Here is a 14,039-nt window from a genome sequence, read left to right as displayed (position 1 = left end):
TCCAACCATGAAAATACTCCTGACGGGTGCCAACGGTTATATAGGAACAAGATTATTACCCGTACTCTTAGAACAGGGGCATGATGTGGTCTGCATGGTACGCGATAAGCGCCGCTTTGCAGAAGAATCTGATTTTGGTGACAAGGTTAAAATTATTACCGGCGACCTGCTGAAACCCGAAACATTAAGCAGCATTCCCGAAGATATCCATGCCGCCTATTACCTGGTACACTCGATGTCATCCGGCGGAGAGCAGTTTTCCGAACAGGAATTTGAATCGGCACTGCATTTCGTAAAGGCAATCAAAAAAACTTCCTGCCGTCAGATCATTTACCTCACAGGGATTGTAAACGATGATGACCTCTCCAAACACTTAAGTTCAAGACTGGCTGTTGAAAAAGAGTTGAAAACTGCCGGTATAGCCTATACCATCCTGCGTGCGGCCATTATCATTGGATCTGGAAGTGCTTCTTTTGAAATCATCCGCGACCTGACAGAAAAGCTACCCGTAATGGTTACCCCAAAATGGGTGAACACCTTATGTCAGCCCATTGCTATACGCGATGTATTAGGTTACCTGAGCGGGATATTAATGGAAGAAAAAGCTTTTAACCAAACCTTTGATATTGGTGGCCCGGATATATTGACTTATAAAGAAATGATGCTCCAGTATGCCGCATCACGGGGATTGAAGCGCTGGATATTTACTCTGCCTGTATTAACACCAAGGTTATCATCTTTATGGCTTAACCTGGTTACTGCTGTTCCCTATTCTCTGGCAAGGAGCCTGGTAGACAGTATGAAAAATGAGGTAATATGTAAAGACGATCGTATTTCGGCGATCATTCCGAGAGCGTGTTTCAGTTATAAAAAAGCTTTAAAACTAGCCTTTGAAAAGATAGAGCAGCATTCCATTGTTTCCAGCTGGAAAGACGCTTTAAACAGGGGATATCTGGATACCTCTTTTATGGATCAGGTTAAGGTACCGCAAAAAGGAACCGTTGAATATAAAGTAAAAATGCCCTTTGAGCGTAAAGCCGAAGAAGTATTTGAAAACATATGGGGAATTGGCGGAACGAGAGGATGGTATTATCTCGACTGGCTATGGAACCTGAGAGGCTTTCTGGATAAATTATTTGGCGGTGTAGGTACCAGAAGAGGCCGTACCAGCAATACGTCATTACATGCCGGCGATGTACTCGATTTCTGGCGGGTACTGCTGGCCGATAAGAAAAATACAAGATTGCTGTTATACGCAGAAATGAAAGTACCGGGCGAGGCCTGGCTGGAATTTAAGATCATCCATTTTCATGGCAGGTCATATCTTTATCAGGTGGCTACCTTTCGTCCGAGTGGTTTATGGGGACGGATATACTGGTATTCCATGTATCCTTTTCATCTGGTGCTGTTTAAAGGTATGGCCAAACAGATTACCACTTATGTACCAAAGGAAAAGGTATAGTCGCCACAACCATACCTTTCTCTAACCTAAAAACTTATCTATAAGACAGTTTATATTTAAAAAGGTTTGAATCAGGAAGCAATTATTTTATCTCAATCAGATAAGTTCAGGGTTTAAATAGTAGAACTATGGCTAAGAAAGTCTTTTGTTTATAATATTTTTGAAACAACTAAACATAATCATTGTAGTTGGATATATTTGTATATAAACTGTTACTACTTTGGACAAACTTCCACCATCCTGTAAAAATGTACTTGTTATTGAAGATAATCATGCTATTCTGGATGTGATTACTTTAGTTCTGCAAAGTGAATCTTATAAAGTGACGGGTCTGAATAAGAGCGCCGATATGATGGTACATATCGAACAATTTAAACCCGACCTGGTAATTCTTGATATTATGCTGCCTGATGCCGACGGGAGGGATCTTTTAAAAGTCCTTCGTTCTGATCCTACTACAGCAGATATCCCTGTTCTGATGATCTCTGCAAGATATACGGAGCAGAATATTCAGCATGGGGAATTTAAGCCAAACGGCTTTCTGGCTAAACCGTTTGACATTGACGACCTCCTTGACAGAATAGAAGGTATCCTGGCAGGAAAAATCTATTAAGCTCCTTTTTTATGGTTTAAACTTTGCATCAGCTGTGTATACAGGTCATCGCTGGTTTCTTCACGGGGTTTTAGCTTTTTAACGGTAGCACGTTTACCTTTAGCTTTCGCCTTGATGATCTTTAGCAGTTCTCCTGTATATTCATCTTTAAAGCTTTCAATATCAAATTCTCCCGCATACTGCTTAATCAGCGCCAGTCCCATATCCAATTCTTTTTTAGTTACCGAAGCTGCTTTTGGAACTTCCAGATCTTCTGGTGAGCGGATTTCCTCCTGGAAGCGTATTTTAGTAACCACCAGGATATCATCTAAAGGATGAATGACACACAGATTTTCTGTACTCCTCAATACGAACCTGGCCACACCTGCTTTCTTTGATTTGGTCAGGGCATTCAGCAATAAAGCATAAGCTTTCTGTCCTTGTTTTTCAGGTTCTACATAATAAGATGTTTCGTAGTAAATAGGATTGATATCTTCGATATCTACAAAATTCTCCAGTTCTATCATTTTTGTTTTCTCCGGGCTGGCATCTTCGAAATCCTGGTCGTCAAGAATAACATAATTGTCATTGATCAGGTAACCCTTCACAATCTTTTCATAAGGCACTACCTTATTTGTATTTTCATTGATCCGCTGAAACTTAATCCTGGAATGGTCTTTACTGTCCAGCATATCCAGATCAAGATGGCTGTTCTGAACAGCAGAATATAGTTTCACAGGAATATTTACCAATCCGAATCCAATAGATCCTCTCCATAGCGTTCTCATAATCAATCAATTTATACTCTTGTAACAACGTCCGGTTTTTTTTGTTTTTGAGCCTTTAATCTTAAAAACCACATCAGGTCATCCTTCAGGCATCCAATTAAACATTGCTCACGTATCTTTGTTATACAAAAAAAGATCACATGAAGAAATTACTTACTCTTGCCCTAATGTTATTGGTTTCTGCCACTTACGCGCAGTTAAAACCCGTTGCTTATACAGATGGAGCACAAAAATTAAATGGCTTTTCTGCTGCACCCGGAAAATCTGACAAAAGAAAAGCAGGTGTTTTGGTGTTGCCTGCTTGGAAAGGAATTGACAAACATTCCAAAGATGTAGCTGAAGAGCTGTCTAAAATGGGCTATTATGCATTTGTAGCAGATATTTATGGAGAAGGTCATTATCCAACAGATACCAAGAGCGCTGGGCAGATGGCCGGATATTATAAAAAGAATGTAGCTGAATACCAAAAACGTATCAAACTGGCCATGCAGGAACTGATTAAATCGGGAGCTGATGCCTCACGCATTGTAGTAATAGGTTACTGTTTTGGTGGTACCGGCGCTATCGAAGCAGCCAGGGAGAACTTCCCTGTTAAAGGTATTGTTTCTTTTCATGGTGGTTTGGGCAGGGATAGTGCCAGGACCATCAATCCTATCGTACCAAAAATGCTGATCTTACATGGTGCTGATGATCCAAATGAGCCGCTTCCGCAGATACTGGCTTTTCAGCAGGAAATGAGAACGGCTAAGGCCGACTGGCAAATGATCTATTATGCCAACTCGGTACATTCTTTTACTGATCCTGATGCAGGTACTGACAATTCTACAGGAGCAGCTTATAACGAGCTCGCTGCAAAAAGATCATGGAAACACATGACGATGTTCTTTAATGAAATATTAGCCAATTAACCGGCTAATATTTCATCGTTATTGTTAGTTTTTATCTATAGCTTCCTGTTTAAAGAAAGCAACAATTGCATCCGCGGTCAGTTTCTGCTGATCGCCGGATTGCATATTTTTCAGTGTTAATATCCCGCTTTCCATTTCATCACTTCCAATCAGGACTACATAAGGGATAGATTTATCATCTGCATAGCTCATTTGCTTTTTAAGCTTCGCTGAGGAAGGATAAAGTTCCGCAGCCACATGAGCTTCACGCAGATGCTGTAAGAGCGGCAGCGCGTATAATTCAGCTGCAGCATCAAAATTACTGATCAGTACCTTGGTGCCAGCTGCTGCTGATTCCGGAAACAGGTCCAGTTCCTCCAGTACATCATATATCCTGTCGGCACCAAAAGAGATCCCTACACCGGTTAAGCCCTTCAGGCCAAACATACCCGTCAGGTCATCATAACGGCCACCGCCGCCAATACTGCCCATCGCTGCTTCATTGGTCTTCACCTCAAAAATACAGCCTGTATAATAATTTAAACCACGGGCGAGCGTAATATCCAGTTCAAGGTCGGGCTGCCTTTCCAGCGCACTATGGATCAGCAGACTATATACATAATTAAATACTGCTTCAATTTCAGCTATACCTTTCAGTCCCGTTGCAGATTTTGAAAGTACTTTCTTTAAACTTTTCAGCTTTTCCTCATTGGTACCTTCCAGCAAGATCACCGGTTTCAGCTGTTCCACATCGCTTTCTGTGAATCCCCTTTCCAGTAATTCTTTAGTAACCCCATCCAAACCAATTTTATCCAGTTTATCGATGGCTACGGTCATGTCTACAATCAGCTCCGGCTTGCCAATGATCTCGGCAATGCCCGACAAGATTTTACGGTTATTGATTTTTATCGTGAAGTCCGTCATACCCAGGTTACTTAAAGCTTCCTGATAGATCAGTACAAATTCTGCTTCATTCAGCAGGCTTTCAGAACCTACCACATCTACATCACACTGGTAAAACTCCCGGTAACGCCCTTTTTGAGGACGGTCTGCACGCCATACCGGCTGCACCTGGAAACGCTTAAAAGGTAAAGTAATGTCATTCTGGTGCATCACTACATACCGGGCAAAAGGAACGGTGAGGTCATAACGCAATGCTTTTTCGCTGATCGAAGAGATCAGGGCATTGGAGTTCATGGTGGCGAGGTAAGTAGCATTGGCTTTCGACAGGTAATCTCCAGAATTTAAGATCTTAAAGATCAGCTTATCACCTTCATCTCCGTATTTACCGGTAAGGGTAGATAGATTTTCCATCGAAGGAGTTTGTATTTCAGCATAACCATATTTTTTAAATACTTTTTTAATGGTATCAAAGATATAATTACGTTTCACCATCTCCTGAGGTGAAAAATCACGGGTTCCTTTAGCTAATGAAGGTTTAATAGTAGACATAGGCGCAAAAGTACAAAAAGTAAAAGGCATAAAAAAAGCTGCCGAAGCAGCTTTTTAATTATTTAGGGTGATTAAACCAATAATCTTACCGGTTCTTCCATCAATGCTTTAAAGGTTTGCAGGAATGCAGAACCTGTAGCACCATCAACGGTACGGTGATCACAGCTTAATGTTACTTTCATTATGTTACCCGGAACTACAGCACCATTTTTAACAACCGGTACCTGCGAGATACCGCCGATAGCCAGAATACAAGAATCTGGTGTGTTGATAATAGCAGTAAATTCATCAATACCGAACATACCTAAGTTAGATACGGTAAAGGTAGAACCTTCCCATTCTGAAGGCTGCAGTTTTTTAGCTTTTGCACGCTGTGCGAAATCTTTAACTTCAGCAGAGATACGGGATAATGATTTTCCATCAGCAAAACGCACTACCGGAACCAATAGTCCATCTTCGATGGCAATGGCTACACCAATGTTTACATGCTCATTGTAACGGATCACCTCTCCTCTGTAAGAAGAGTTCACATTTGGATGTTGTTTTAAGGCAACAGCCACTGCTTTGATCACTAAATCATTAAATGATAATTTAACCGGAGAAAATTCATTCATTTTGGTACGTGCAAGAATTGCAGCGTCCATATCAATGCTCATGGTTAAATAGAAGTGAGGAGCGGTAAACAAGCTTTCAGATAATCTTTTGGAGATTACTTTACGCATTTGAGATACCGGTTTCTCTGTATATTTTTCTTCTCCTACAAATGCAGGAAGAGCAGCAGGTGCTTGTTTATCTGCAGGTGCCGAAGCTTTTTCTTCTGATTTTGCAGGAGCAGCAGCAGGTTTGAAGTTTTCTACGTCTTTTTTAATGATACGGCCACCATCTGCACTACCAGAAACCTGGCTCAGATCGATACCTTTATCTTTAGCAATTTTCTTTGCCAGTGGAGAAGCTTTTAAGCGTCCGCCATCAGCAGCAACAGGCTCAGCAGTTTCTGCTGGTGCTACCTGAGTATCAACAGCGGCAGAATTTGTTTCTTTCACTGGTGCATCAGATTTGTCTGCTGCCGGTTTTGCCGGAGCATCACCCTGGCTTAATATTCCGCTGATGTCAGTTCCTTCAGGGCCAACAATAGCAATGATGCCGTTTACTTTTGCGGCAGCACCTTTTTCTACACCAATATGCAGTAAAGTTCCTTCCGCATAACCCATTACTTCCATCGTCGCCTTATCGGTTTCAACATCGGCAAGAATATCATCGTTTTTAACTTTATCACCAACTTTTTTATGCCATTCAGCGATAACGCCTTCAGTCATGGTATCACTTAACAAAGGCATGCGGACAACGGTTACACCCATTTTTTCCAGATCTGCATCTGTTAATGCGGCACCTTTTGCTTCAGCCTTTGGCGCTTCTTTTTCTTCAGCCGGTTGTGCAGCAGCATCCTTTGCAGGAGCAGCTTCTTCCTTTGCAGGGGCAGCAGTACCTTCAGCATCCAGAGCAGCTTTATAATCTTCTCCTTCTTTACCTATCACAGCAATTACTGCATCTACAGGAACAGCTTTACCTTCTTCTACACCGATATACAGCATAGTGCCATCCCAGTAAGATTCCAGGTCCATAGTTGCCTTATCGGTTTCTACTTCTGCCAGTACATCGCCACTTTTAACTTTATCGCCAACTTTTTTATGCCACTTAGCCATTACCCCTTCGGTCATGGTATCGCTCATTTTGGGCATTTTAACTACTTCAGCCATTCTATAATATCAATTGAAAATGCGTTCTAAAATTAATCGTGAATAAACGGATAGTCAGGTTGCATATATACATCAGTATATAATTCCTCTGCTTCCGGCCATGGAGATTCTTCAGCAAATTTAACAGCGTCATCAACAATCTGTTTCACTTTAGCATCAATCTCTTCAAACCATGCCTCATCAGCATATTTTTCTGTAACTATCGTATCCCTAACCAGCTCAATAGGATCTTTAGCTTTATATTCTTCTAATTCTTCCTTGCTACGGTATTTTGCCGGATCAGACATTGAATGTCCGCGGTAACGGTAAGTTCTCATTTCTAAGAATGTTGGTCCTTCACCGTTACGTGCACGCTGAGCGGCTTCATCCATTGCATTATGAACCGCAACAGGATCCATTCCATCAACAGGAGAACATGGCATATCAAAACCTAAACCGATTTTGTAGATCTCCGTCATATTTGTTGTACGCTCAACAGAAGTTCCCATGGCATAACCATTGTTCTCGCAAACAAAGATTACGGGAAGTTTCCATAACATCGCCATATTAAAGGTTTCATTTAATGCGCCCTGACGAACAGCACCATCACCCATATAACAAACGTTTAAATTTGTTGTGCCTTTATATTTTTCAGCAAATGCAATACCTGCACCTAATGGAATTTGTCCGCCAACGATAGCATGTCCGCCATAAAAGTTATGTTCTTTGCTAAACATGTGCATTGAACCACCTTTACCTTTTGAACAGCCAGTTGCCTTGCCGTACATTTCTGCCATAATACTATCAGCACTTACTCCTAAGGCCAATGCGTGTGCATGGTCGCGATAAGTGGTAATCATAGAATCTCCAGGTTGCAAAGCAGAAATTGCTCCGGCTATAACAGCCTCCTGACCAATATATAGATGACAAAAACCACGGATTTTTTGTTGTCCGTAAAGTTGACCAGTTTTCTCTTCGAATTTACGCATCAGCAACATAGACTCAAACCACTTCAGATAGGTATCCTTATTAATTTCTACTGCACTCATTTTTGGCGATTGATTTTTATTTATGAGAGCAAATCTACTTTTTTATTGTAATATATCGAAGAAATAGTACAAAATGCATGAGATCATTACATAGAAATGTTAACAAATGTTTTTTTTCCACAAATTACATTTGGATAACATACGTAAATTACATAGTTTTGAAAACGGACAAAAAGCCCTAAGTGGTGTACGTTTAAGTGTAAGTACGTTTTACCCAAACTTAAAAGTGTAATATGATAAAAAAGTTTTTGTTTTCTACCCTTATTGCCTTGTGCTCAATAACAGCTTTAAATGCACAAACAAAGCCTACAGAAACCAATAAGTTAGAAGCCGACCCTGATAATTTAGCTTCCCAGTATTTCTCCCAGGTAATGGGTGTTGCAGTAGATGCAACTTCGAACATCAAATTGTACAAATTCATTTATGAATGGATAGGTACCCCTTACCGCTTCGGTGGAAACACAAAAAAAGGAATTGACTGCTCTGCTTTTACAAAAGCGATCTACGATAAAGTTTTTAATACTACCCTTTTAAGAAACTCCCGCGATATCTTCAGCATGGTGAGCCCCCTTCAGAAAGAGGAACTAAAAGAAGGAGACCTGGTTTTCTTTAAGATCAGAAGCAACAGGATCACTCATATCGGTATTTACTTAGGAGATAACCGCTTTGCACATGCTTCTACTACACATGGTGTGGTAATCAGTAACCTCAACGAACCTTATTATTCCCGCTTCTTTTATAAAGGAGGAAGAATCCTGGAATCAGCGAAGAAAGACCTGCTCGAAGAATAATCTCTTCATCAGCACAAACCATACAGATCCTTCTAAAAATTTAGAAGGATTTTTTTATGCCTCATCTTTTGTGTTTTTTACCAGTCCTATACCAGAGAAAAAGAAGATGATACTGATGAGTCCTGTAACAAACAATCCTCTCCCCTGTATGCTATGGTTTACATAACCATAACCGGCATAGATTAAACCGATGATACCCAATATCGTTAAGACAGTTCCAAAAGTACGTTTTACGTTCATAGTTGATTAGTTAATTCAATGCTGTAATACAATATCTATGCCCGAGTTATTAATTTACAGGGAATATAGCTGCAGGATTGCGTATATTGATTGCGTTTAATCTAAATCATATAATGATGAGTTACGCTTTATTAATTTTTGTATTTATTGTAATTGTTGTTTTGTCCAGTTCTTTTGTGACGGTAAAACAGGGAACCATTGCGGTTGTAACCGTTTTTGGAAAATATAAACGTCAGTTACCCCCGGGGTTGAATTTTAAAATCCCCCTGATAGAAGTTATCCAGTCCCGGATCTCCATCCAGAACCGCTCTGTGGAACTTTCCTTCCAGGCCGTAACGCAGGATCAGGCGAATGTTTATTTTAAAGCCATGCTGCTTTATTCTGTGCTGAACCAGGAAGAAGAAACCATTAAAAATGTAGCCTTTAAGTTTGTGGATGCCACGAACCTGATGCAGGCGCTGATTCGTACCATTGAAGGCTCTATCCGGGCTTATGTAGCTACGCAAAATCAGGCCAACGTATTGGCGCAGCGGAATGAAATCGTAAAACATGTAAAGGAACAGATCGATAAGGTACTCGAAACATGGGGATACCACCTGCAGGACCTTCAGCTGAACGATATTACCTTTGATGAAGAGATCATGCGTTCCATGAGCCGGGTAGTAGCATCAAACAACCTTAAAGCCGCCGCAGAGAACGAAGGACAGGCGTTGCTGATCACCAAAACCAAAGGTGCAGAAGCAGAAGGTAACGCAATAAAAATTGCCGCAGCTGCCGAACGTGAAGCTGCACAGCTACGCGGGCAGGGTATTGCCTTATTCCGTGCAGAAGTTGCGCATGGGATGACAAAGGCCGCCCAGGAAATGGAACAGGCTAACCTGGATATTTCCGTAATCCTGTTTACTATGTGGACCGAATCTATCAAACACTTTGCAGAAAACAGCGATGGCAATGTGATTTTCTTAGATGGTTCTACAGAAGGGATGAACAAAACGATGAAGGAGATGATGTCTCTGCAGCTGAACAAAACCAGTAAAGGATAAATCCTTAGGAGGCAAAAAAGAAAAAGGCTACAGTGCATGATGCACTGTAGCCTTTTTTATACAATCAGATCTGATTTATTACTCCTTTCGATTAAATGCCTTTCTTCATTTCCATCCAGTCTGCCATTACATGCATGCTTTCATCCTCAAACAAATCATAGTTTTCATCTTTTTTGATCTTATCACCTTTTTTAACAGCTTTTAATCCTCTCGATTCTCTCAGCCTGTTTATTTTTTCCAGTGATTTTGTTTCCAGACTATCTCTTTCTGCTTTCAGTTTATTTTCATTCAGCGTAACTGAAGTTTCCTGATCGCGTTTTTTCATCTCTGCGATATCTTCAACCAGACCTTTATAATCTGCAGATTTTGCCATCCTTTCATCATGCAGTTTAACCAGTTCAGATTTAACTGAAGACAGGTCTGCTACAGGGATAAAGTTAGATTTTTCAATGGTATCCCAAGGCAAAGCAGATGGCTCTGTATCTTCACCAATTTTATCCATTGGATAATAAGATGGCATTACGATATCAGGCATTACCCCTTTATGCTGGGTGCTGCTTCCATTAACACGGTAGAACTTAGCCATAGTTAAATTGATCTGCCCAAGTTGCGGAACTCCCGACTGATCTCCTCTTACCGTTACGCCACCGGCAGGCCCTTTAACCAGGCTCGCTAAACGCTGTAACACCGATGGGTTAACCAGCTTATTCAGGTCGATAGACGATTGAACAGTACCTTTACCATAAGTTTGTGTACCGATAATTAATCCTCTTCCATAATCCTGTATTGCTCCGGCAAAGATCTCAGAAGCAGAAGCACTCAACCTGTCTACCATCACACCAAAAGGACCATCCCAGGCAACACCAGGGTGTTCATCCTGACTTACCTCTACATTTCCTTTGATATCTTTCACCTGAACCACCGGTCCTTTATCGATGAACAAACCTGTTAAATCAATCGCTTCTACCAGTGAACCGCCGCCATTTGCACGTAAGTCCATTACAATTGCATCAACTTTATCTTTGGTTTTCAATGTATCGATCAATAATCTTACATCACGTGTGGTACTTTTGTAATTCGGGTCACCTGCATTGGCTGCTTTAAAGTCAGCATAGAAACCAGGTACAGTGATGATTCCAATTTTAAAAGTTTTACCGTTCGACTGAATAGTTTTTACTTCTTTTTTAGCCGACTGATCTTCCATGATGATCTTATCCCTGGTCAGCTCGATAATTACCGGCTTGGCAGACATATCTTTCCCTACCGGAATAATTTTCAATCTTACTTTAGTTCCTTTAGGCCCTTTGATCTTGGCTACCGCTGCATCTATTCTCCATCCAACGATGTCTTCAAAATCACCCATTCCCTGGGCAACACCAATGATCCTGTCGCCAGAATTTAGCAGTTTACTTTTAAAAGCAGGTCCGCCGGGAAGGATCTCATCAATTTTCAGGATGTCATTCTCCATTTTCAAACGGGCACCAATTCCTTCAAAAGAACGGGCCATATCTTCATTGAACTGTTGTGCGTTAGTTGGGTTAAAATAACTGGTGTGCGGGTCGATGGTTTCTGTGAAAGCATCCATCACCATTTGAAACACGTCCTGGTTATTCAATTTAGCCGACTGTGATTTAAGGTTCTGATATCTTTTAGTTAAGGTTTCAACATTCTTAGCCTCAGCGGTACCAGCAATCTTTAAATTCTCCAGTTCGTATTTAACGCGTTTTCTCCAGATGTCATTTAACTCAGCTGTTGAAGCCACCCATGGCATCTTCTCACGGTCAAATACGTAAGTATCATTCTCGTTGAAATTATATTTATCCTTGATATGCGCCATGGCATAATCAATGGTTTCATTATATCTTTTGGAATAAACATTAAAAATATAAAATGGGGCGCTCAGGTCTCCATTCCTGAAATTGTCATCCAGTGTTTTTCTGAACTGCTCAAAATCCTTGATATCAGAAGCCAGAAAATAACTTCTGTAAGGGTCGAGCGCTTTGATATACTTATCTAAAACCAGGGAAGAAATGGAATCATTTAAAGTTAATTTCTTGTAATTGTAATTCTCAATCAGGGCCACAATTTCTTTAATCACCAAACTCTGCTGTTCATCGGGTTTAATATTAGGGATACCTTCAACCAGCCTTTGCGGTTTTGGAGAGGCATGGCAAGCTAACACAGCTGCAGTGAAGGTGACCAGTAATATTCTTTTTAACATCTCTTTAAATAATTTAAAATCCATTTTTATATTAACAACCAATATGATACCAATTTGTAAAATAAACAGAAAAGAGACAGGAATAATACTGTCTCTTTTCTGTAATCTTTACCAAAGATAAGTAAATAATCAAAAGACAGTGGCCATTTGAGCGTAAAAAAGCCACTTAACCCTCAGTTAAACAGCTTTTTCCGCAATAAAAAGAAGTGATTTTATAAATTCGCCCTGTTCTTTCTTTCGGCAATAGAATTTTTAGCCTGCTGAATCTGCCCCTTGTACTGGCTGATTTTTGATGCCCGGGCAAATAACTCGGCCCTGTTGATGTCTTTCATTGCCAAAGCATATTCCTTTTTCCTGATCTTTACCTGGGCCAATCCCAGAATAGAATCTATATAAGAGGCATTATTATTATTCTGGCGGGCTAAAATACCCTGCTGGGTATAAAACCACATAGATTGTGTCAGTTTATTTGCTGCAAGATAGATCTTGCCCAGCTGACCGTAAGAGGCCATCTGCCCGGTCCTGTTTCCAAAACGGGAATAACTTTTTAAGGCTACGTTCAAAATCACCTGTTCTGCTTCAGCATAATGCTCCAGTAAATAATGGATATTGCTTAAACGCAGCAGGGAAGCTCCATAACGTGAAAAATTCCCTGTATTGTTGTACTCAAATGCAGCCTTTCCAAATAAGGTTAAGGCATCATATAACTGACCGTTTTTTTCGTTCTTTTCAGCTTCATGGAAATAGTTATCTCCGTTAGCATCATCAGTACCAGAAACTGCTATACTAATTGATCCGCTCCCGAAATTCGGGTCTTGCTGAACAAAAGAAGTCGTCTGCGACATTGCCGGATAAGAAAAAATGAGGCATACGGCTGCGAAACAGAGTTTATACATATTACAAATATAAATCTTTTTTAAAGATTTACATCTTTTAGTTAAATACCTGTAAGTTACCATCAAAAGAAGCCCAAACCATGTAGGGATGAGAGTCGGTATGATAAACCTGTCCATCGGCAGTAATTCCGATCACACCTGCAAAACCATCTATAGTTTTAAGCTCGGTAAAAGATTTATCGCATGCTGCTTTTAAGGTAAAACCGTCAGTAACGCGGGTAACGATCCTGGCTGCTAAAGCTACACTGACAATGTCTTCACCCACCCCTGTACAGGAGATTCCGGCAAAATCATTTGCGAAGTTACCCGCTACCGTAGCAGAATCACTTACCCTGCACGGGATTTCAAAACCTTTACCTCCGGTAGAGGTACCTGCTGCCAGATGTCCCGATGCATCGAGCGCTACACAACCTACTGTTCCCAATTTATTTTGCTGGTTGAGTTTTAGTTCGTACTCTGACTGGCGCTGTGCCGTAATAGGGTTAAAATATTCGTATTTATTTTTCCTCGCAAAATCAATGGCACCTTCACCGCTTAAAACGCTATCTTCATAATTCAACAGCAGTGAAGCTACCTGGATAGGATGCTCCACATCCTGGATATTGATCACACCGCCAAATTTTTGCGTTTTGCCATTCATGATGGAAGCGCTTAACCTCACTTTGCCATCACTCTGGATCTGCGAGCCCAGTCCTGCGTTAAAAAGCACATTGCTTTCCAGTAAACTGATCGCATAGGATACAGTTTCCAGTGCGTTATGGCTTTGCAGATAGGTATAGGAAAGGGTAGCAATTTCCGCTAAAGCATCCTGTTTTGCCTTTTTTGTTACCTGGTTTGTAGCAGATTCACTAAAAAACCCTCCGTGAATAATTAACTTCATGA

General features: G+C 40.8%; 13 protein-coding genes. 5 read left to right on the top strand and 8 right to left on the bottom strand.

Translation table 11 applies throughout. The annotated features are described in order from the left end of the window. Positions 1 to 7: 7 nt before the first annotated feature. Together GSQ84_RS07125 and GSQ84_RS07120 are read left to right on the top strand one after the other, a co-directional pair. Positions 8 to 1,462: an SDR family oxidoreductase gene (locus GSQ84_RS07125; RefSeq protein ID WP_158796563.1), complete on the top strand. Its 1,455-nt coding sequence runs from the start codon at positions 8 to 10 to the stop codon at positions 1,460 to 1,462. 220 nt (positions 1,463 to 1,682) lie between these two features. After that, positions 1,683 to 2,075 carry a response regulator transcription factor gene (locus GSQ84_RS07120; protein ID WP_158796562.1) on the top strand — a complete coding sequence of 131 codons (393 nt, stop codon included), beginning with the start codon at positions 1,683 to 1,685 and terminating at the stop codon, positions 2,073 to 2,075. Here GSQ84_RS07120 and GSQ84_RS07115 read toward each other — a convergent pair. Then, positions 2,072 to 2,842: a Ku protein gene (locus GSQ84_RS07115; protein ID WP_158796561.1), complete on the bottom strand. Its 771-nt coding sequence runs from the start codon at positions 2,840 to 2,842 to the stop codon at positions 2,072 to 2,074. The two genes, GSQ84_RS07120 and GSQ84_RS07115, sit on opposite strands and share 4 nt — an antisense overlap. Before the next feature lie 140 nt (positions 2,843 to 2,982). Here GSQ84_RS07115 and GSQ84_RS07110 point away from each other — a divergent pair, with 140 nt between their 5' ends. Further along, positions 2,983 to 3,750 carry a dienelactone hydrolase family protein gene (locus GSQ84_RS07110; RefSeq protein ID WP_158796560.1) on the top strand — a complete coding sequence of 256 codons (768 nt, stop codon included), beginning with the start codon at positions 2,983 to 2,985 and terminating at the stop codon, positions 3,748 to 3,750. Between the two features lie 24 nt (positions 3,751 to 3,774). Here the strand turns inward: GSQ84_RS07110 and hisS are convergent, their stop codons facing one another. The 3 genes from hisS to pdhA all read right to left on the bottom strand — a co-directional run bounded on the left by hisS (position 3,775) and on the right by pdhA (position 7,966). Next, the gene (hisS, locus tag GSQ84_RS07105; protein WP_158796559.1) at positions 3,775 to 5,181 is read right to left on the bottom strand and encodes a histidine--tRNA ligase; all 1,407 of its coding nucleotides are present in this window, start codon (positions 5,179 to 5,181) and stop codon (positions 3,775 to 3,777) included. A gap of 71 nt (positions 5,182 to 5,252) precedes the next feature. Beyond that, complete coding sequence (locus tag GSQ84_RS07100) at positions 5,253 to 6,938, bottom strand: pyruvate dehydrogenase complex dihydrolipoamide acetyltransferase (RefSeq protein ID WP_158796558.1); 1,686 nt, start codon at positions 6,936 to 6,938, stop codon at positions 5,253 to 5,255. 32 nt (positions 6,939 to 6,970) lie between these two features. Next, positions 6,971 to 7,966 (bottom strand): pyruvate dehydrogenase (acetyl-transferring) E1 component subunit alpha, encoded by a 996-nt coding sequence (gene pdhA, locus GSQ84_RS07095; protein ID WP_158796557.1) that lies wholly within the window; start codon positions 7,964 to 7,966, stop codon positions 6,971 to 6,973. 233 nt (positions 7,967 to 8,199) lie between these two features. Here pdhA and GSQ84_RS07090 point away from each other — a divergent pair, with 233 nt between their 5' ends. Then, positions 8,200 to 8,757, top strand: a complete 558-nt coding sequence (locus GSQ84_RS07090) for a C40 family peptidase (RefSeq protein ID WP_158796556.1) — start codon at positions 8,200 to 8,202, stop codon at positions 8,755 to 8,757. Positions 8,758 to 8,811: 54 nt separating this feature from the next. On the opposite strand, the gene GSQ84_RS07085 is transcribed toward GSQ84_RS07090, so the two are convergent. Then, complete coding sequence (locus tag GSQ84_RS07085; RefSeq protein ID WP_158796555.1) at positions 8,812 to 8,997, bottom strand: hypothetical protein; 186 nt, start codon at positions 8,995 to 8,997, stop codon at positions 8,812 to 8,814. A 113-nt stretch (positions 8,998 to 9,110) separates the two neighbouring features. On the opposite strand from GSQ84_RS07085, the gene GSQ84_RS07080 reads away from it, so the two are divergent. Beyond that, positions 9,111 to 10,040: an SPFH domain-containing protein gene (locus tag GSQ84_RS07080; protein ID WP_254070800.1), complete on the top strand. Its 930-nt coding sequence runs from the start codon at positions 9,111 to 9,113 to the stop codon at positions 10,038 to 10,040. Positions 10,041 to 10,131: 91 nt separating this feature from the next. Here the strand turns inward: GSQ84_RS07080 and GSQ84_RS07075 are convergent, their stop codons facing one another. The 3 genes from GSQ84_RS07075 to GSQ84_RS07065 all read right to left on the bottom strand — a co-directional run bounded on the left by GSQ84_RS07075 (position 10,132) and on the right by GSQ84_RS07065 (position 14,037). Further along, positions 10,132 to 12,285, bottom strand: a complete 2,154-nt coding sequence (locus GSQ84_RS07075) for a carboxy terminal-processing peptidase (protein ID WP_158796553.1) — start codon at positions 12,283 to 12,285, stop codon at positions 10,132 to 10,134. 188 nt (positions 12,286 to 12,473) lie between these two features. Continuing rightward, positions 12,474 to 13,157 carry a hypothetical protein gene (locus GSQ84_RS07070; RefSeq protein WP_158796552.1) on the bottom strand — a complete coding sequence of 228 codons (684 nt, stop codon included), beginning with the start codon at positions 13,155 to 13,157 and terminating at the stop codon, positions 12,474 to 12,476. 37 nt (positions 13,158 to 13,194) lie between these two features. Next, positions 13,195 to 14,037, bottom strand: coding sequence for an isoaspartyl peptidase/L-asparaginase (locus GSQ84_RS07065; RefSeq protein WP_158796551.1), 843 nt, complete (start codon positions 14,035 to 14,037; stop codon positions 13,195 to 13,197). Positions 14,038 to 14,039: the final 2 nt, after the last annotated feature.

This window comes from Pedobacter sp. L105, assembly GCF_009765875.1.
Lineage (GTDB): Bacteria > Bacteroidota > Bacteroidia > Sphingobacteriales > Sphingobacteriaceae > Pedobacter.
Note: the sequence above shows the minus strand (reverse complement) of the source record. Positions and strands in the feature narration are given on the sequence as shown.